The organism is Paenibacillus nanchangensis (assembly GCF_046543445.1).
GTDB classification, from domain to species: Bacteria; Bacillota; Bacilli; order Paenibacillales; family Paenibacillaceae; genus Paenibacillus_AQ; species Paenibacillus_AQ nanchangensis.
In genome coordinates this window covers 72,963-91,663 of sequence record NZ_JBHOFD010000007.1, presented here as the reverse complement: position 1 = coordinate 91,663, position 18,701 = coordinate 72,963, and the positions used below count along the sequence as shown (strand labels likewise).

Here is an 18,701-nt window from a genome sequence, read left to right as displayed (position 1 = left end):
TTAAATATGTTTCTTTTTTAGCTAAGAACCGTTTGTAAAGCAGCTTCTTCACGTAACAATGAAAACAGGAATCTGTATTGAACCGCTTTCATGCTAGTGATTACGTAAAATATAGCACATCAACGTTTTTTAAGTCAACGCTTTCAATAAAATTTTAAAGAAACATTGTTTTCTCTCCTTTTTTTACGTAAATTTATTCAGAATAATGTTCTCTATCTCTGGCGGAGCTGGCTCAAGCGTTATATCTTTCCATGCTTTCAATAAGTTTTTCGACTCCACCATATACGGTTGTACGCCGATATATTTATAATTATCTTGCCCCAACAAAGCTTTTGCAGTCGCTAAACCCACCGCAATCCCTTGCTGATAAGGCCTTTGTGTAGAAAGTCCCTTCACCATTTCTTCTTTAGCTAAATAAGTTGCAATTTCAATCTCCAAATCAAAGGTGAAGATGGATACATCTTCTCTTTTTAATTCCTTTAGCGCTTTAATTGCTTCAAGTGCCGGTCTATCCCAGGATATATACAGCCCTTTAATTTCAGGATTGGCCTTCAGCATTTCTTTGCATATTTCATAAGTATTTTCGATTTTATAAAAATACTGTTCATTCACAATCTCAATGTTTTTGAAATTCGTTGTAATGACCTCTTTCGCCACAGCATCACGCAAATGCGTTCCATAAAACGGAGCGCCGTGACCAATAAAACCGATTTTGACGTCTTTCTCATTCTTAAAGTAGTTCCCCAAAAGCAAAGCTGCATTTTGGCCGTTTTCCCGTTCATTAACCGAAACACAAGATGCATACTGGTCTTTGTTCATTCCTTCGGGAATATTACTCATAAAAATGAGTTTAACCTGTTCCGAAATACTTTGGAATTTCTTTGCCGTGACTTCATCATCGACAGGTATAGCGATGATCGCATCCGGCTGTTGAAGCCTTAAGCCTTCCAACTGGTTAACTTGCAGGATAGGATCGAAGTGTGCATTGGTAATGGCAAGAATGGAAATCCCATATTTGTCCAGGGTGTTGCGGATTCCATTCTCATACAGTCTCGCCCATGCCGTACCCCCATAGTGAAAGGAAATCGCAACCTTATAATTCCCCGCCTTTAATTGGTCCGCCTCTGCTTTAGAAATCGTCAATTCTTCTGGGGAAACCGTTTTTTCTCCGAATGGTCCCTTACCGATAACTTGAGTCGACCGTTGTATAGAGAGCTCCATGGGAATCTTAATTTGTTCAGCCTCTTGGGAAAGGTTCTCCATCTGTTCAAGCAAAAGCTTGACCTCTTGAATTCCTATTTCCTTTGTATCATGCTTAAGCATGGTTAACGGAGGGGTCACAATTTCAGACCACTCTTCATCGCCGAATCCAATAACCGACACATCTGTCGGACAATCCAGGCCTAATTTGTTCAACACCTTTAACAGATTTAACGTCATTCGATTACCGCTTGCAATAAAAGCTGTCGGTTTAATGCGGACCCATACGTCTTTAACCTTTTTTTCGATATCCTCATAACTATTGTTGTCTGCGTCTAACACCAATTCGCCTCTAAATGGCAGCTTGTACGAATTCAAGGCGCCCTGGTAGCCTTCGATCTTGCTCTCCGACGAGGAGAACCGGCCTCTCTCAATAATTAAAGCGATCTCTTCATGTCCGGATCTCAACAAATGCATAGCCGCTTGATAAATTCCGCCTTCCCCATCGGAAAGTACAGAACCAGCCTCGATACTTTTAACCGTTCTGTCTAAAAAGACAAAAGGAATACGATGCTGCACTAATTTATCAAACTGCTTGCCATCCGTACTTACAGGGACAATAATGGCCCCGGCAATCCGCTTATTAAAAACGATATTTGTAATGATATCTTTTTCCTGAGCGACCTTGTCATGATGAAAATGAACAACCGGGTTATACCCTTTTTCTATTAAATACTCAGAAATCGTGGAAACCAATTTCGCATACAAAGTACCGCATAAGTCAGGAACGACGATTGCAATTTCGGAGCTTTTGCCGATTTTCAGCTTGCTGCTTGTTTTTTTCAGCTTTTTATCATAGCCGGTCCTTTTAATGATCTCCTCTACTTTTTCTACAAGCTCCGGACTTACATACCTTGATTTATTAATTACGTGGGAAACCGTGGCAATCGAAACCCCAGCTTCTTTAGCGATCTCGTTGATCGTAACCATCACATCACAACTCCCAATTTTTTTACGTAAATTTTTAAAAATTGTATCACCTTTCTAGAATGGGGTCAACGAACTGTGGCTTTGAAAGGGCCTATATTTTTAAGCTAAATCCATCAATCGCCCAAGTTTACGTAAATAGTTGTCTTTTGCGGTAGTTCGTTCTTCAGCAAAAAGCCCCTCCGGATTACGGAGAGGCTTCCTGTGGATGAGTCTGATAGACGTTCTTTGATTATATAGGTGATTTCCACATTTTGAATTAGTTGATTAATACTTTTGGCTCCTCATTTGCAGGCCCTACAATCGTGTTTTCGCTGAAAGTGAGATACTGGCCATACTTCTCTACGATAAAGTCGTTAAACGATCCGTCCGTATTCACTGTGGCAGTGACTGTAGGCGCTCCCTTTTTAGTAAACGTCATTTCGTCCTTGTCCCATGCATTGGTTCCTCTTGCTCCCTTATATCCCTTCAAGTCAAAATCGATCATCATTTTCGCATCTTTCACTGCGTTCTTCATTAAGGTATCTAACGTCAGTTGCTTGCTCGTTGCACCCTTTGCTTTCTCTTGCTGATGTACGCTTGCCTGAAGTAGCTGCAGTGTTTGTTCTTCAATGGCAAAGCTCGCATTCACAGAATTTGATTTATACCTGTATCGATACACATCCGGCTTGCCCTCACGGATAAATACACGATCAAGCTTAGCCCCTGTCTTGACCTTTCCATTGGTAAGCTTGGATATTACCTGGGCAGCCTTTTTCTGCACACTTGCCGGAGCCGCATCAGGAGCATAATTCACACCATACGCCTGCTCGCTTTCTTTCATATACACTTGTTTGTTCTGCTTGGCATTCGCTGAGATCGTACCCACACTATAGATGGACTCGGAGATGTTCACATATTTCGGGTTTTCCGCCGGGAACAATGCCTTCCACGCTTTCTCCAGTTTTGCTTGATATTTCCCGCCGTTTAGATCTTCATAATTGATATTAATCCCGATATTTTCGAGCTTTCCGCTTTTCTGATAAGAAATAATATCGTACTTGAAATTCTCCCGTTTAAAATTCACTACATCCTTCATCGCCGTTCCCGGAATTAACGTATACGTATTGCCTGTCAGCTCTTTAAGTTTATCCTGAGCCTGCTGCATCAGCTTCTGATCACTCTTAACCCCCTGTGAAGCATTTGTATTTACCTTGTTAGATGCATTTGCTTGAACATATGCTTGGCATCCCAGCAGACTTCCTGATAATAAGGCAACGCCGAGAATCGGGACAATTATTTTTCTGTTCATCTTAATGAACTCCTTCCTTTTCAATTAACAGTTTGGGTTCTTCATTTGGGGAGCCAACAATGGTCATTCCGTAAAAATCGATGATCTGATCATACTTTTCAATCGTAAAGCTGGTGAACGAACCGTCTGCCTCATATTTGGCAGTCACTGAAGGGGCACCGTCTTTGGTGAATGTCATGTGATCCGCATCCCATGCATTTGTTCCTTGTGCTCCCTTATAGCCCTTCAGGTCAAAATTTAGCATCGTTTTAGCGTCGCTCACTGCATTTTTCATTAAAGTGTCCAGCGTCAGCTTCTTCATCTTTGCCTCTTTTGTTTCTTCTCTCTTCTGGAAATCTTCATAATTGTCTACACCTTGTCCATCCGTTTGACTTACATCTGCCTGGATCAGCTCCAGCGTTTGATCTTCAATGGCAAAGCTGACCTTCACCGTTTTGGATTGATACTTATATTGATACACATCAGGCTTGCCCTCACGGACATACACACGATCAAGCTTAGCTCCCGTCTTGACCTTTCCATTGGTAAGCTTGGATATTACCTGGGCAGCCGTCTTCTCCACGTTTGCCGGGACATCGTCAGGAGCATAATTCACGCCATACACGCCGCCATTCTCTTGCATGTAAATTTGCTTGTTTTGCATAGCATTTGATGAGATTGTACCCACATAGTAGATGGACTCCGAGATATTCACATACTTCGGTTCTTCCCCTGGGAACAAAGCTGCCCACGTTTCCTTCAGTTTGGTTTGATATTTCCCGCCGTTCAAATCTTCATAATTGATGTTAATTCCGATATTTTCGGGCTTTCCATTTTTATATGAAATGATATCGTACTTGAAGTTCTCCCGTTTAAAACTCATTACATCCTTCATCGCCGTTCCCGGAATTAACGTATACGTATTTCCTGTCAGCTCTTTAAGCTTATCCTGAGCCTGCTGCATCAGCTTTTGATTCTCATCCAGCTTAATCTCCTGTGATATACTCTTATTTACGTTGTTAGACGCACTAGCCTGCACCAGTGTCTGGTATCCCAGCAGGCTCCCTGATAGCAGGGTTACTCCGAGAATAGGAAGAATCACTTTTTTGTTCATTGGTATAAACTCCTTTGTTTTTTATTTTGTTTTGTGATAAATCTATAGACAATCAGTTGCCACCACCTCCTCTCACTGCCTTGGACCGGACAGCCCTTAATTTAATCCGTTTCTTGTTCTGATAAATCCCGTAACTTGATTTCAACGCCATAGATCGTCCCTTGAGAGGTAAACAGCGCAGTAACGGCTGGAGCACCCGCTTTCGTGAAGGTTAGTGTATCAAACCGTGATTCCAGTCTGGAGACGGTATAATCAGCCAAGTCCAATTTCATCCAGGATTGAGCCTGTTTCACTGCTTCCTTATGAAGCGTGTCCCGCTCAATTGCTTTCGTTTTCTCAACGAGGTCATCATATTTCTTCTTGTCATCCAATTTATCCAAATGATCCGATAACGGAAAAGCTACTACCCTTGTGATCTGATTGGTCTCTTTTTGTACATCAATGAGGATAGAACCCTTGTTTGTTTCATACACGAACTCATACACCGGGTTTTGATTGGGTCTTAAGATCATTTGACTAACTGACCTTTTACCTTGTTTAAACTCCCCGACTTTATGAAAAGCTTGATCCGCTGCAGCTTTGGCAGCACCTGGAACCTGGTTCTCTCCAATCGTTTGTTTCGCATAAAACCAGCGGCCTTGGTCAAATTCGATGGATCTGTTCTCGTTTCGCGCCTCGATGTGATAGGTATCCGCCTTATATTCGTACACAATCACTTCACGAATTCCTTCCCCCTGGGGAAAAATCTCTGTCCAAGCCCTTTGCAGCTGGCTCTTAAACTCCTGGTCCTCAATATCATCAAAGCGGATCATCCCCGTATGAAAAGACTTATGCCCGTCCAACCCCCGTTGATAAATTGTCTCTACCTTCTCATTGGGATTTGTTTTTATTTCTTTGGCAAAAGGGTTGATATATTCAAGCAACGATAGCCGCTCTATGGCTTGAGCCATGACAGGAGTCATAAATACACAGAATGCAAGCAATGACGCTGCGATAACTCCCGCTCTTCTGGTGAAGACCGGCTTTTGCGCGGGCACGCTTCGGGATTCAAGCTTGTCTACAATCTGCTGACTCATGCTGTACTCTGGCGTCTCCGTATCCCGAATCATTTGCTCCACCTGATGTATACTGACGGTTTTAGATGGATTTGGTGATCGACGCATTTACTGTTCCTCCTTCCTTAGCTTCCTTAGCCTGCAGTTTTTTGCGAAGGCGTTCGTACTTTTTGCGCACCGTTGCCGGTTTCATATTCAACATTTCGCTAATCTCGTTAAAGTCATACCGGTGAAGCGCCCGGAGAACTAATATATGCCTCTCTTCAGTGGTCAGTAAATCCAGAAACTCCTTCAGTGTCGTTTGACTGTCTACTTTCTCCATCGGGGTCTCAGGCTGATCATATTTGTAACGATCTATGAAACGAAACCACCTTTTTTTGCTCCGGATCTGATTCAGACTGTAATGGTAGGCAAATTTGTACAGCCATGCCGAAAAAGACATATTTGGACGATACTTATGTATCTGTTGATACACTCTAATAAATATTTCCTGCACCGCGTCCTCGGCTTCTTCCTTGCTTTTGAGCATATGGTAACAATAGATATACATTGGTTTTTCAAAGTTTCTTATAAGTGACGCGAAAGCTTCCTTATCACCAAGCTTAGTTCTTTGAATCAGCATCTCAAGCTCTTCTGAGTTTGATGGATACTCACTGTGCTGTCTATCCAAAAACCATCCCCCCCTCCTGGCTACACTCTTAATACACCAATGCAGCTCATTTTGTGACAGCAGCATCAAAAAATAATACTTGGTAACATCATCGAGCCTTGAAATGATGAAAAAGAAAAATTCCGATGAGGTTATGGCTATAATAAGTTTGCGTACAGACTCTAATACTCGGATTCTCCAAACATAAAAAGATCGCCGTCCTCCTGGAGGTCCAGGTTGGATAGGCGATCTTTCTTATGCGTCTCCTTTATTGAGGCTTTGCCTGGAGTCTCCAGGCCCTGTCATCGAACCCCTCATTTTGTATCGGCGTCCGGCGTTTGGATCAAAATGGTCTGCATTACACTTTCCCGAATGAGATCAATGACATCAGGTTCGGGTGGGGGAACCTTACGAATCTTGGCTGTCACGTACAGCCAAGAGGCCGTATTGGCGGAAGCCCAGACCAGATCTGCCGCAGCGGGGGCTGGCACAGCCAGTTTGCCTTCGGCAGCAACCCTCTGAACATATTGCACTAGTGCTTGGTACGACTGATCTGCCGCTTCGATATGGGCGCCTTCGAGCAGCCGCCCCATCATCGCCGCATAAATCCGGGGACGGGCTGCTGCGAAGCGGACATAGTCATCCCATCCTTGACGAAGAGCCATCTCTGGAATGGGGGACTCCACAGCTGCAATCTTGCTTTCAAACAACTGTTTGAACGCTTCCACTATAGCTGCACTCAGAAGTCCATCAGCATTGCCGAAATGGTGGTAGAGCGTGGGAGCCGTAACCTGCGCGATTGCTGTTACCGCACGCGTCGAAAATTGGGCTCCGCCCTCCTCTTCGAGTACCTTAAGTGCAGCTGCTAATATTTTGTCATATGTGTTCATACGCCCATTATAGCAGTGCTATATGTTTATGTCCATGACGAAGGTTGTTCGCCTATGACCCATAATTCCTGTATTGGTGAATTTTCAATCCTTGGCTTCTTCTTTTCCGCTTAGGCAAGCACGACTTTAACCTTGAGCTTGGCGAAAAACTTAGTTTTCTTCCTTTGGCCAACCGCCCCACAAGTTACCAAAGTGGCCGTCTGGGTCGCGAAATGTAAAACTATACCCACCCTGTGGTTTGTAGACCATTTCTCCAACTTCGGCTCCCTTCTTCTTTAACTCTTCGTACGCCTCCTGAATGTTGTCAACCTGTAGTGAGATAATCGGCTGAAGCTCCCCCCGGCTGTTCGTGAAATCCAGCTTCGGCACCTCTGGGCAGAGAATGAGACCGAGCCCGACACCCCCGACGTTAAGCCATGCCTCTTGATCGCCCTGTGTGTATTCAAACGTGAACGGAATGCCAAGTACCTCCTTGTACCACCTAATGGATACTCCTAAATCGCGAACAGGCAGTTGAACGACTGCGTAATTTTTCACCTTGACTGCCATACTAAGTCCCTCCTAGGAATCGTTTTCGCCACATATAACGAATTCTAAGCCAGATAAGAAACGGGTAACGCTAAACATTTTGGAAAAATTCGAGCAAATGTCCGTCCGGGTCCCGCATCGTGAAAGAATAACGGCCTTCCTCCCTCGATACTTTCTCTATCGTGACGCCTTGAGCAGCTAAACTCAGGTAAGCGCGGCAAATCATGCCTGCATCACCTTTCCGAAAGCCTGTCAAAAATGTCTCGAACAAGGCAGTGGTCATTTCACCACCAGTTTGCCTCGTTGGCCTTTCATTTCGAGCGATGTCCTCCCCGTTCCCGGCAGCAAGGGAGTGCAAGCGCCGACGTGCCCGTTTCAGCCCTTCCTTCACTGCCCCTTCCGTCATACCTAGTAACTCCGCCGTCTCAGCTGCACGAAAAGCGAAAGCATCAATCAGGATGACGAGCACCATCTGCCTAGGATTCAGCGTTTCGGATAGCTGCTCAAGTAACTCCCGGGCTAGCCATTCATTCATTGCAAATGGGACAGACCGGTGGTATTCCTCGTCGAAAGCCGTTTCGCCGCGCCGCTTCCGCTCTGCCCGGCAACGGTCAATCCAAGCGTTCTTCGCTATACGGAAAAGGAACGACCTGTTGATCGGCCTCTCAGGAGAAAGCGAAAACGCATGCAAGACCTTCGTTAGTACATCCTGCATCAAGTCCTCCGCATCCCAATCGTTTCCGGCAAGTGAACGGCAATAAATCTTCAATCCCGTTAAGTATGGCTCCAGTTTAGCAATTACGTCCTGCACTCTTAACTCCCCTGTTCGATCGCATCAAACAATTTTCAAATATATTTCATATTCGTGATCTAATACCAAGCCCCTTCTTTGAGGGCCGATGAAATCCCTTCACAATCAACCAGACTGCCAAGGTCATCTCGTAAACGCCTACAGGCAGGGCGACCAGCCCTTTTACTGCCGAATAAGGTCCAATAATTCCGAACATTTGCAATAAGCCAGCCATAAAAACCATAACCCCTGTGAGCATTCCGAAAATCGCTAACGGTTTAGGCACATAGCCTGTTCGATAGAGCAAATAACTATATAGACTTGTATTGATGCCTAACATGAAATTAGGACCCAACATAGCCGTCCAGCAGTAAATATCCTGCAGCAATAACCCTATAGGCTCAAGACTGGCTGCATTTGCTAAGCTGGCCGTACTATAATACGTACTAAGCCGTAACAAGCCTAATATACTTAGGATTCCGATTGCAATAAAAACAGCCTCCATAAACCGAAAACACAAATATCCCAATGCGAGGTGTTCATTCCAGAGCCGAACGTAAGGAAATAGCATGACTGAAGTACCAACAGCCGTAACCACAAGCAGGAGATCATTTAATACACCGATTAAGACCTTCGTTTCCGATCCATTTGCCACGGCCATATGCCATTGCTCTGACAAAACAGGTCCATACAAAACCACCGCTATGATTGACGACAACGCAGCTATGATATAAAAAATCCCCAGTATTCTGGCATTCCTTTTGTCTCGCATTTTTCCTCCTGAGAAATCATTTTTGCTGATACCCGTATGGTATACTTGGTACAAAACAGCCTGCAAACACTCGATAGAAGGAGTTATTATGAACCATAACGAAGTCATCGAACGTGCTTTGATCCATATCGAGGACCATTTACAACATCCCTTGACCGTGGAGTCCGTAGCCAATGCCTTCAACATGTCTAAATATTATTTTCATCGGTTATTTTCTGCTATGGTGGGCTGTACGTTAAGCCAATACATCCTATCCAGAAGATTAAATGCATCCTTAACCTTGATGCTTGATAAAAACAAGTCCCTGACCGACATTGCCTATCAGCTTAACTTCGGTACGCAAGCCTCTTTCACTCGCGCTTTCAAACGGCAATACGGTGTAGCTCCAAATTCCTTAAAAGCAGGAATCACAATCCTCTCCCCAGTACCCATACCCACAGTAGTGAATAGACCGATTAAAAACATTAACGGCGATATTGTCGCCGATTTCACCCTGACTGAGTTCGAGGGAACCCGAATCAGCGGAATCGCTTTTGAAGTGGATTTAGCCAATGATGATTATAAGGGGAAGATTCGCGCACATTCAGAAATGCTTCTAAACCAAATTGATGAAACTATAAACGGTCCCTGCTACGTCATTTATTCAAACTGTCAACCTGATTCAACCCGGTTTAAGGTTCTATTCGGGATTCCAAGCAGTATTGAAATTGATGAGCCTAATTATTTTACAGTCGATGTGCCGCAAACTTTTTGTGCAAGGTTCAACTATTGTGGTGATCTGCTTGACATTGGGGATGTACTGAAAAGTGACTATGCCCGTTTTTTAAAGATCTCCAGGCAGGAAACGGCTGAAACCGATATTGAACTTATTCAAGTTTTTGAGGACGTCCACAATTCTGATTCGGCCTATCATATATATGCACCTGTCAAAAAACTCCCTGCGGACTCTCATCTTTAGTGCCGTGGCTCAAATATCACCTTCTCTACTCCTTTCTTTTCTCGAAAATAAGATAACATACCGGTTTTCGATCTACTTTCCACATCTTGCTGTAATTTAGGGGCGAAAAAATGCACCTCTCTCGAGGTGCATAAACAAACTGTTCATCCTACTTGTGATACGGTTCACCGTATCACTCGAAACAGTGAATTTTCAATTTGCTCCTTTAGAATTTGCATGAACAATCGTTTAAAAGAGGGGGATGGGAAATCACGCCCGTGAAACTGTAGAAAGCCAATCGGTATTAGGATCCCTTCCCAGTTCATGTTGATTCTCTTTGTTTCCGGGGGTAAGGGAGTAGAGTCTAATACGACACCAACAGCTGTAGTCTTCTGGACGAAGTACGGAATCGCAGAAATATGATTAACCGAATGTAACAGAGGAGCCGCCTCATATCTCGACAAGTGCTTGGCTAACTCCAAGTGATATAAGCAAGTTCGTCCTCCTGCTATGAGGGCATAATCCAGTATGTCTTTTAAGGAAACATGATCTCTGTTAATCAACGAATGATTCTGGTCTGCTACAAAAACAACACTTTCTTTATATAGTGGCTCGAAATAAAAAGCGGTTGGATCCGGTGGCTCTCCGCATATTGCAAAATCAAGCTCATTCTGTCGTATAGCTTGCGACAACATTTCGGTATTCCCCAAATGAATCTGACAATCTACTCTTGGCTTACTCTGTTGAAACTTGCGTACGGAGTCCGGAAGGATGGATTGAATCAATGGTTCGATAGCCCCCACACGCAGGCTTCCTGCCTCATCTTGCTCTAATGCCCTGGCCATCTCGGATACATCGTTCCAATGCCGAATAAGCTTACCCACCTCGGTAGCAAATAATTGACCGGCACTCGTTAGTTCCACATCCCATCCTCTCTTGAACAGCTGTATTCCAATCTCCTTCTCCAACCGTTGGATCTGATTCGTAATGGTCGACTGTGCGTAGTTTAATTTCTCAGCTGCTCTTGAAAAGGTGCCTTCCTGAAGAATTGTTTGAAAAGCGGTTAGTTCTTTTAAGTCCATCTACTCCGCCCCTTAATCGATGTATTAGATGAAGTTTATTGTTTTATTCCATTATATAAATGAAGATGCTTCCTATACAATAAATGTATCTTAAGCAAGGGGGAAGTCTACATGCCATTCATAAGAGTTAGCTACATGAAGCCTCAATATGAGCCCTCCCAATTGGAACGCGTCAGTCAGACGATCATGCATGCACTCATTCACCATTTCAATGTGCCCTCGGATGATCTATTTCAAGTATTTCATGCGCATGATCCAGCGGAATTCTACTACAGCAACAATTACTTGGGCGTCGAACGCAGCAACGGATTGCTGTTTATTCAAATCACTCTCAAGTCGGGAAGAACGATTGAACAGAAGACAACTTTCTACAGGACATTAGCCGATCAGTTATCGAGAAGGATTCCGATGAGACCAGAAGATGTGTTCATCGTACTCGTCGATACCGAATTCGAAGATTGGTCATTCGGTAACGGGATCGCTCAAATGCTGCATCGATAAATACAGGAGGTGCTTCAGGATGCATCGGGAAATCAAGTCTAGTGCCCGCGAATCGTTTGGGGAATTCGCTCCGACATTCGTCCGGTACTCAGAAGATGTGTTATTCGGGGATGTGTGGAGACGGGAAGACTTATCTCTAAGGGATCGCAGCTTAATAACGGTTGCAGCTTTAGTGTCGGGAGGGATGACAGAGCAACTTCCTTATCACCTGCAATTAGCCGCACAGAATGGATTGAAGGAAAAGGAACTAGTCGAGGGGATTACTCACTTGGCCTTCTATGTCGGCTGGCCACGCGCCGCTTCCGCTCTTCAGTTAACAAAGAAGATGTTCATGGAATAGGCCGCACAATAGGCATCATGACATTGGATACTTATATGAAGTGGCGGTGGCACCCGATTCGGGTGCCTTTTTTCGCCCTACTTGTGATACAACTCTCCGTAACGGGTCTATCGGCGAAGACTGGCGGCCCTGTGGCCGCCAGTCTTCGCTATGCCTACTCACTTTTGCTGGAAGATTTCTAAACCTCTCTATTTCCTCCACTAACTGAATGGGCACTTTGTTGAGCAAACGACTTCTGATGCGAAAACCAAATTGCATGTACGAAGCCTCTCAGATAGTCAGGCACTTCATACAGCAGGTCATATTTGGCGGCAACAATTCCCTTGTGGTCACTGAGAACCTTAAAGGACATTTCTGCTTTCTCTTGAATCAGACAGTGTATAATCTGGTAATTGTGGACTGACTGCGATAAGCTGCGGAGTATGGAGTCATTTTGCAACAGCCCCCCCTTTCTGTGTAAGATAATAGGAGACTTGTCATTAAGACGATAGAGCTTCCGATCAATGGAAACCTTTCTTAAATGATAAAAAGTTCGTTGAAGCGTTAAAGTGAATTTGGCAAGAAAAGCTTCAGCTTGCGCGGGGTCATTCCGCGCGGAGCGGACTTCGAATAGATTCTTTTCTCATGGCAGGGAAAGTTAATACGAGGTGAATGAACATTGCCGACGATTATGATAGTGGATGACGATGTCTTTGTCCGCGAACTGGCAGGGCTGTTATTAAGAGACGAAGGTATGGACGTCGTAGAGAAAACGGATGGTCTCGAAGCCTGGGATTATTACTTGCATCATTCCGTTGATTTAATCATCTTGGATATTATGATGCCTGGCATGGACGGTTGGGAGCTGTGCAGAAAGCTGCGGGAGGCTGGAGACAAGCCGATGCTGATGGTCACGGCCAAAAAGGAGTCGCTGGACAAAGTCAAAGGCTTTCGATTGGGGACAGACGATTATTTGACCAAACCTTTTGATCCGATGGAGATGGTCATGCGGGTCAAGGCGCTGCTCAAAAGGTATCGGATCGCCACCTCCCATATCGTGAAGCTCGGTCGAGTCATTCTCGATAAAACGAGCTACCAGGTTCACTTTTCCGATACGGGCGAGGAATGGGCTCTTCCTTTAAAAGAATTTGAGCTGCTTTACAAACTGGCCAGTTATCCCGGGCAAATTTTTACGCGCGACATGCTGATCCGCGACATCTGGGGTTACGCGTTCAATGGGGATGAACGCACCGTGGACACGCATGTCAAACGTCTGCGCGACAAGTTTGAGCAGTATGCCGAAGATTTCCGCATCGTAACAATGCGCGGCATGGGCTACCGTCTGGAGGCGTATCATGATTAACTCGCTTTATGCCCGCGTCGTGTTGACGTTTCTGGGGGTCGTCATAGTCAGCCTGCTCTCGGGATTTATCATTCAAAGCTATTTCCACAAAAGCCATATTGGAGCGATCGTGGAAGAGAAGATGATTAGCAATGCCCAAAAGATCATTCAATTATATAAGAAATTGGCTCCGAAGGATGCGAAGGCTTTTGTGGAAGTAAGCAATTCTATGCCCTTTTATAAGATTCGGTTTTATGACAGCGCGGGAACGCTGCTGAACCCGGGGAGCGCTGCTCCAGACCAGCAGAAGGATCAATCGTATCTGCAGCAAGTGCTCAAGCAAAATAAAATTTATCGCAACGGGTCCAGCGAGGAGGACGAGATTACGGTTGGCCTGCCTTTTGCGCTGAACGGTTCACCGCACGTTTTGTTGGTTACGACCGAGACCGTTTTTCTCTTCGACGAAATCGATTCCTTGATCCGGTATCAGCAGCTGTTTACTCTCGGTTTGGGAAGTATTCTGGTATTGATCGCTGCGCGGTATATGGTGAGGCCCCTTCGGAAGTTGACACATGCAACGCAAAGAATGGCCAGGGGCGATTTTAACGTTGGCCTGTCTACCAAACGCCGCGACGAAATTGGACAGCTCACCCTAAGCTTTAACACGATGGCGGATGAATTGGGAAGGCTGGATATGCTCCGCCGGCGGTTTGTTTCCGATGTATCCCACGAAATCCAATCTCCTCTAACATCGATCAAAGGATATACCCGTGTGCTGAAGATCAAGTCCATGGACGAGAAAACCCGTATGCAGATGCTGAATATTATCGACGAGGAGAGCGACAGGCTGTCCCGGCTGTGCGACGATTTGCTGGAATTGACCAGCCTGGAGCACGAGCATGCCAAGCCCGCCCTGCAAAAGTTTCGTCTCGACGAGCAATTGCGCAAAGCTGTCATTCGCCTGGAACCGCAATGGTCTGCCCGCAATCTGGATATGCAGCTTATGCTGGAGCCGATAACCATTGTGGCGGATGAAGACAAGATGAATCAGGTGTGGAACAACTTGCTTGGCAATAGCATCAAATTTACCGCCGATCATGGAAAGATAAGGGTGGAGTCCTTCAAGAAAAGCGGTAACGCAGTTATCCGAATGACGGACGATGGAATCGGCATACCTGAGGAGGAAATCAGCCAAATTTTCAAACCGTTCTACAAAGTGGATAAAGCGAGAAAACGCAGTATTAGCGGAAACGGAATCGGTCTTTCCATCGTGAAGCGGATTGTCGATCTTCATCATGGAAAAATCGAAGTATCCAGCAGATTGGGGAACGGAACCTCCTTCTCGATCACACTTCCCCTCGAAGATACAAAGCCCGAATTGTAATCCTCCGTTCAAACTGAGGACAAATTCGGGCTTTATACTATCCTCGAAAAGCCAATTTTGTATTTTTTAATCAGAAGGAGGAACAGAAATGAAAGTATTGATTGCCATCTTGACCCTCCTGACATTCAGCATGTCGGGAACCTATGTCCAGGCGAAGGAGAACCGGAAGCAGCCGTCCCCCGCAACCGCAGCCGCCGAGCGCCAGCTTTGGCAATCGAAAGGGTATGGACACATACTCGATATAGAAGGCCAATCCGTTAAGGTCTACAGCTACACCAAGGACAGCTTGATACCGTTCGGGAAAGGAAATATCGAGAACAACGGCGACATTTATATTAATAAAATTTACGACAACAGCAAATTCCAGGAGCAATTTGATGCCCCGCGGTTTCCGATGGGCCGCTTCATTAACGGCAGCTTGACCGATGGCTTGGGGTACGTGCAGCATTTCAAACGGATCGATAATCTTCCCAAGGTGAAGTATAACGGATTCAGCAAGGATCCCGTGCAAAATTTTGAAGTATTCTGGCGATCCTTTGAGGAGAATTTCAGTTTCTTTTCGCTCGTCAAAGTGAATTGGAAAGAGGTGTACAAAGAGTATCGGCCCAAAGTTAGCGCCGCTACCTCCGAGAAGGAACTGGAGGATATTTTGACGCAAATGTTCCAAAAGCTGAACGACGGACACAGCGTCATATTCGGTAAAAAGGGGTTGATCTTCTCCAAGTCCAAAGTTGAGCGGGAGGAATTTTTCGAAGCCAATTCGAAGTCGATGCAACGAAACGTCGAAAACGAATATATCAAAGGGGCGGCAAAGAGCAAGCTCGACGGGCGCATTGTGTATGGCCACACGAAAAGCGGCGACGCTTACATCAAGCTGAATGGTTTTGACGAGTCCGATCCGCAGAAAATTGACCAAGCGCTGGCGGAAATGGTGCTGGATTTGGCGAACTGCCGCAACTTTATGATCGATATGCGCTTTAATGAGGGGGGCGAGGACTTCTTCGGGTTGAAAATAGCCGGCTTGTTTGCCGAGAAACGCAAGCTGGCGTATACCAAACAGGCCCGAACAGGCGGATACGAGGAATTCTCCAAGCCCACGCAGGTATATATCGAACCGGGAGCAAAGCGGTTTTCAGCTGACAATATTGTGGTGCTGACCAGTCCGATGACGGTAAGCGCCGGCGAGACAGGGACGATGGCCTTAAAAGCATTGGACAAAGTAACGGTTATCGGGGAAACGACGCGCGGATACTTCTCGGACGTGCTGTTTAGACTGTTGCCGAACAAACAGTTATTCTCCCTGAGCAATGAACGCTATACCTCGCCTGACGGCACGAATTACGAGCAGCGCGGCCTGCCGCCGGACGAAACGATCAAGATCAAGCAAGCCGATATTGATGCCGGCAAGGACCCGGTGATGAACCGGGCTTTGGAATTGCTTAAAAAGAAGCCATAAGTGGAAGAAGCAAGCGACAGGCAAATTGAGCATCAGTTTATGACCAATGTGCTTGGCTCTCTACGTGCAGCACGTGCAGTCCTGCCCTTTTTCCGTAAGCAGGGCGGCGGTCACATGGTACAAATTTCGAGTATGGCGGGTCATTATTCTATTCCGGGTATGGGACTGTATTGCTCTTCGAAATGGGCGGTCGAAGGAGCCTTTGAAGCGCTGGCTAAGGAAGTGGCTCCGTTCAATATTAAGACCACTATGGTGGAGCCCGGCGGAATCCGAACGAATTTCATTACAAGCAACGCCGTATTTGGCGAGCGGATGGACGAATACCGGGATACGGAGGCGGGCCAATTCGTTAGCCTGATGAAGGGAGAACTGCCTGGTATAGATATGAGCATGTTCAATCAAATGGTTGTCGGCGATCCGGATAAAATGGCGCAGCAGATTATCCGTCGTGTCGACCAGGGAGAGGGTCCGATACGTATGGCGTTGGGCAGTGACGCCTATGAGCAAATCCGGGCAGCCCTGCTGGACAGACTGGCCGCTCTGGAAGCACAGAAAGAGCTGGCTTACTCTACTGATTCAGATGATGTGGTAAAACCATTTTAAAGGATACCAAAGAATTCGGCATCCACAGCAACTGATATGCTCCTCTGAAGTAGCCGGTTTATTTATTTATCCTGTCTACTTAAAGAGGAGCATATTTAAAACTTGACGATTCCCTATACGAATCCTTATCAAACTACGGCGATCTTGGAGACGCGTTCCTAAACGTTCATTATCCGGATGAATTGACCGTGATAACAAATTAGCTGCTTTTCTTGGGTATAGATATCAAGATCAGAGAAATACCATAGGAGGTGTAGAAGGATTACAGAACAGAGTGGATGTGTGGAGGAACAAGTAATTGCCCCTAACATGGCCGTTCAAGCTTCGTTTACAAAATGCTTCTTTTTCTTCAAGAGATAATACAATCTGAACCGGCAGACCAAATTCGCTATATTTATGAGCGATAATACGGCAAGCCATATAATCAGAGAGGACATGGTGGTCCACAGACCATGCCAAGGCAATACCCGCCCGGCACCAATAAAGGTAGCTAGCAGTGACAAAAACAGGAGAATCAGAATCGGAATGCTTCTTCCAATCGTCAAAAAAATCATTCTTCCGGTCGTGATCTCTTTCTTGCTTTTCCATAACCGGATAAGCCGGTAGATTCCCCAGACCATAGTGGCAAAGGTCAAGAGCACCATCGCAATCTCCATATTTCTGCTGTTCAGCACAGGGATTTCAGGCTCTTCGCCGTGAATGATCCTTGCGATCCCGTCGATAAACGCCGAATAGTTGGTAAACGCGTTTAAACCCGAATTAAACATCATCACAATGCCCAGCTTCTGATCCAAATAGATGGTCTCTTCCGCCTTATAGGTCCAGAATATTCCGCTGTGGGAAATCTTCCGTCCCCCTTGGTCGTCATTACCGGCAAGCCAACCCATTCCATACGGACTGATCTGTCCTGCTTGATGGTACTGCTCCGTTAACTCTGGAGAAAGCAGGCGGCCGCTGTATTGGGCAAGCATCCATTTAGCCATATCTTCGGCAGTAGAGACGATGCCGGCGGGGCCGTTAATAAACCACGATGGTTCTGCCTGTGCTACGGGGAGGCCAAGCACAACATAATGTCCTCGTGCAATAGCGGAATTATCGTTGATTTGCTCCGTAGAACTGACATTAAAGGTTTGATTCATGCCCAAAGGCTTGAATATGGAACTTGCCAGGTAATCGGCGAAAGGCTGTCCGCTTATCTGCTCTACCAGCAGCGCCAAATATTCATAATTCGGATTGTGATAGCTGTAAGAAGTCCCGGGATCATGAGCAAGCTTAACCTTATCCAACGACGGATTCATTTCTTCTAATGAACGATATTGAGGGGATCTGGTCATGTCCGGATTCACTTTATCATTGAGACCGCTAGTCTGATTGAGCAGGTTTCTGACCGTAATCTGGCGGACACGTTCGTCCTTGGGCGACAGCTCGGGAAAGTAAGAGGCGTAGGGCGCGTCAAGATCGATTAAGCCTTTCTCCGCCAATTGCAGAATAGCCAGCGCCGTAAACGATTTGCTTAGAGAAGCAATGGGGAAAGGAGTGCTGCCGTCTATCTCGCGGCCATCGGATCGTGCTCCGAAACCCCGCGCATAGAAAACCTCATCGTTATTGGTTACCGCAAGAGCTGCTCCCTCAATATGATTTATTTTCATCATTTTGGTTACATACTGGTCAATCTTTTGCTGAATTTCAGTCTTGTTTTGAACTTCAGCGGCTGAAGCTGGTTCAGCTATGAAGGCGACGGACAACAAAAAGCAGCACAAGCTCAACCCCAATTTTTTAAGAACGATTAACATGATTAGCACTCCTCCACTCTTGATAAGGA

Annotated in this window: 18 protein-coding genes; 7 read left to right on the top strand and 11 right to left on the bottom strand. The window is 45.6% G+C overall.

The features are described 5' to 3' along the window. Positions 1-183 precede the first annotated feature (183 nt). The 9 genes from ACE6ED_RS07160 to ACE6ED_RS07120 all read right to left on the bottom strand — a co-directional run bounded on the left by ACE6ED_RS07160 (position 184) and on the right by ACE6ED_RS07120 (position 9,255). Positions 184-2,190 carry a LacI family DNA-binding transcriptional regulator gene (locus ACE6ED_RS07160; RefSeq protein WP_410826416.1) on the bottom strand — a complete coding sequence of 669 codons (2,007 nt, stop codon included), beginning with the start codon at positions 2,188-2,190 and terminating at the stop codon, positions 184-186. Positions 2,191-2,446: 256 nt separating this feature from the next. Further along, on the bottom strand, positions 2,447-3,478 hold the full coding sequence (locus tag ACE6ED_RS07155; protein ID WP_410826415.1) for a hypothetical protein: 1,032 nt from the start codon (positions 3,476-3,478) through the stop codon (positions 2,447-2,449). 1 nt (position 3,479) lies between these two features. Then, on the bottom strand, positions 3,480-4,571 hold the full coding sequence (locus ACE6ED_RS07150; protein WP_410826414.1) for a hypothetical protein: 1,092 nt from the start codon (positions 4,569-4,571) through the stop codon (positions 3,480-3,482). Between the two features lie 101 nt (positions 4,572-4,672). After that, the gene (locus tag ACE6ED_RS07145; protein WP_410826413.1) at positions 4,673-5,734 is read right to left on the bottom strand and encodes a hypothetical protein; all 1,062 of its coding nucleotides are present in this window, start codon (positions 5,732-5,734) and stop codon (positions 4,673-4,675) included. After that, positions 5,709-6,296: an RNA polymerase sigma factor gene (locus ACE6ED_RS07140; protein WP_410826412.1), complete on the bottom strand. Its 588-nt coding sequence runs from the start codon at positions 6,294-6,296 to the stop codon at positions 5,709-5,711. Before ACE6ED_RS07140 ends, ACE6ED_RS07145 begins: the two co-directional genes overlap by 26 nt. Before the next feature lie 293 nt (positions 6,297-6,589). Next, complete coding sequence (locus ACE6ED_RS07135; RefSeq protein WP_410826411.1) at positions 6,590-7,165, bottom strand: TetR/AcrR family transcriptional regulator; 576 nt, start codon at positions 7,163-7,165, stop codon at positions 6,590-6,592. A gap of 150 nt (positions 7,166-7,315) precedes the next feature. Then, positions 7,316-7,714: a VOC family protein gene (locus tag ACE6ED_RS07130; RefSeq protein ID WP_410826410.1), complete on the bottom strand. Its 399-nt coding sequence runs from the start codon at positions 7,712-7,714 to the stop codon at positions 7,316-7,318. 70 nt (positions 7,715-7,784) lie between these two features. Beyond that, positions 7,785-8,504: a sigma-70 family RNA polymerase sigma factor gene (locus ACE6ED_RS07125; protein WP_410826409.1), complete on the bottom strand. Its 720-nt coding sequence runs from the start codon at positions 8,502-8,504 to the stop codon at positions 7,785-7,787. A 46-nt stretch (positions 8,505-8,550) separates the two neighbouring features. Then, positions 8,551-9,255: a DUF4386 domain-containing protein gene (locus ACE6ED_RS07120; RefSeq protein WP_410826408.1), complete on the bottom strand. Its 705-nt coding sequence runs from the start codon at positions 9,253-9,255 to the stop codon at positions 8,551-8,553. 88 nt (positions 9,256-9,343) lie between these two features. Between ACE6ED_RS07120 and ACE6ED_RS07115 the strand changes: the two genes are divergently transcribed. After that, on the top strand, positions 9,344-10,213 hold the full coding sequence (locus ACE6ED_RS07115) for a helix-turn-helix transcriptional regulator (RefSeq protein WP_410826407.1): 870 nt from the start codon (positions 9,344-9,346) through the stop codon (positions 10,211-10,213). 164 nt (positions 10,214-10,377) lie between these two features. Here the strand turns inward: ACE6ED_RS07115 and ACE6ED_RS07110 are convergent, their stop codons facing one another. Beyond that, positions 10,378-11,274 carry a LysR family transcriptional regulator gene (locus ACE6ED_RS07110; protein ID WP_410826406.1) on the bottom strand — a complete coding sequence of 299 codons (897 nt, stop codon included), beginning with the start codon at positions 11,272-11,274 and terminating at the stop codon, positions 10,378-10,380. Between the two features lie 111 nt (positions 11,275-11,385). Here ACE6ED_RS07110 and ACE6ED_RS07105 point away from each other — a divergent pair, with 111 nt between their 5' ends. From ACE6ED_RS07105 to ACE6ED_RS07080, 6 genes are all read left to right on the top strand, one after another. Next, the gene (locus tag ACE6ED_RS07105) at positions 11,386-11,775 is read left to right on the top strand and encodes a tautomerase family protein (RefSeq protein ID WP_410826405.1); all 390 of its coding nucleotides are present in this window, start codon (positions 11,386-11,388) and stop codon (positions 11,773-11,775) included. A 19-nt stretch (positions 11,776-11,794) separates the two neighbouring features. Further along, positions 11,795-12,115, top strand: coding sequence for a carboxymuconolactone decarboxylase family protein (locus ACE6ED_RS07100; RefSeq protein ID WP_410826404.1), 321 nt, complete (start codon positions 11,795-11,797; stop codon positions 12,113-12,115). Positions 12,116-12,773: 658 nt separating this feature from the next. Beyond that, positions 12,774-13,457, top strand: a complete 684-nt coding sequence (locus tag ACE6ED_RS07095) for a response regulator (RefSeq protein WP_410826403.1) — start codon at positions 12,774-12,776, stop codon at positions 13,455-13,457. After that, positions 13,450-14,820: a sensor histidine kinase gene (locus ACE6ED_RS07090; protein ID WP_410826402.1), complete on the top strand. Its 1,371-nt coding sequence runs from the start codon at positions 13,450-13,452 to the stop codon at positions 14,818-14,820. Before ACE6ED_RS07095 ends, ACE6ED_RS07090 begins: the two co-directional genes overlap by 8 nt. An 88-nt stretch (positions 14,821-14,908) precedes the next feature. Then, complete coding sequence (locus ACE6ED_RS07085) at positions 14,909-16,276, top strand: S41 family peptidase (RefSeq protein WP_410826401.1); 1,368 nt, start codon at positions 14,909-14,911, stop codon at positions 16,274-16,276. Next, positions 16,277-16,879: an SDR family NAD(P)-dependent oxidoreductase gene (locus ACE6ED_RS07080; RefSeq protein WP_410826400.1), complete on the top strand. Its 603-nt coding sequence runs from the start codon at positions 16,277-16,279 to the stop codon at positions 16,877-16,879. Between the two features lie 317 nt (positions 16,880-17,196). Here ACE6ED_RS07080 and ACE6ED_RS07075 read toward each other — a convergent pair whose 3' ends face one another. Further along, positions 17,197-18,672 carry a serine hydrolase domain-containing protein gene (locus ACE6ED_RS07075; RefSeq protein WP_410826399.1) on the bottom strand — a complete coding sequence of 492 codons (1,476 nt, stop codon included), beginning with the start codon at positions 18,670-18,672 and terminating at the stop codon, positions 17,197-17,199. Positions 18,673-18,701: the final 29 nt, after the last annotated feature.

What these genes read in the sequence shown, in the direction of transcription:
- ACE6ED_RS07135 (WP_410826411.1), bottom strand. Translation starts at nt 7,165, where the DNA reads ATGAACACATATGACAAAATATTAGCAGCTGCACTTAAGGTACTCGAA.
- ACE6ED_RS07105 (WP_410826405.1), top strand. Translation starts at nt 11,386, where the DNA reads ATGCCATTCATAAGAGTTAGCTACATGAAGCCTCAATATGAGCCCTCC.
- ACE6ED_RS07090 (WP_410826402.1), top strand. Translation starts at nt 13,450, where the DNA reads ATGATTAACTCGCTTTATGCCCGCGTCGTGTTGACGTTTCTGGGGGTC.
- ACE6ED_RS07115 (WP_410826407.1), top strand. Translation starts at nt 9,344, where the DNA reads ATGAACCATAACGAAGTCATCGAACGTGCTTTGATCCATATCGAGGAC.
- ACE6ED_RS07110 (WP_410826406.1), bottom strand. Translation starts at nt 11,274, where the DNA reads ATGGACTTAAAAGAACTAACCGCTTTTCAAACAATTCTTCAGGAAGGC.
- ACE6ED_RS07160 (WP_410826416.1), bottom strand. Translation starts at nt 2,190, where the DNA reads ATGGTTACGATCAACGAGATCGCTAAAGAAGCTGGGGTTTCGATTGCC.
- ACE6ED_RS07130 (WP_410826410.1), bottom strand. Translation starts at nt 7,714, where the DNA reads ATGGCAGTCAAGGTGAAAAATTACGCAGTCGTTCAACTGCCTGTTCGC.
- ACE6ED_RS07120 (WP_410826408.1), bottom strand. Translation starts at nt 9,255, where the DNA reads ATGCGAGACAAAAGGAATGCCAGAATACTGGGGATTTTTTATATCATA.
- ACE6ED_RS07155 (WP_410826415.1), bottom strand. Translation starts at nt 3,478, where the DNA reads ATGAACAGAAAAATAATTGTCCCGATTCTCGGCGTTGCCTTATTATCA.
- ACE6ED_RS07150 (WP_410826414.1), bottom strand. Translation starts at nt 4,571, where the DNA reads ATGAACAAAAAAGTGATTCTTCCTATTCTCGGAGTAACCCTGCTATCA.
- ACE6ED_RS07145 (WP_410826413.1), bottom strand. Translation starts at nt 5,734, where the DNA reads ATGCGTCGATCACCAAATCCATCTAAAACCGTCAGTATACATCAGGTG.
- ACE6ED_RS07075 (WP_410826399.1), bottom strand. Translation starts at nt 18,672, where the DNA reads ATGTTAATCGTTCTTAAAAAATTGGGGTTGAGCTTGTGCTGCTTTTTG.
- ACE6ED_RS07100 (WP_410826404.1), top strand. Translation starts at nt 11,795, where the DNA reads ATGCATCGGGAAATCAAGTCTAGTGCCCGCGAATCGTTTGGGGAATTC.
- ACE6ED_RS07085 (WP_410826401.1), top strand. Translation starts at nt 14,909, where the DNA reads ATGAAAGTATTGATTGCCATCTTGACCCTCCTGACATTCAGCATGTCG.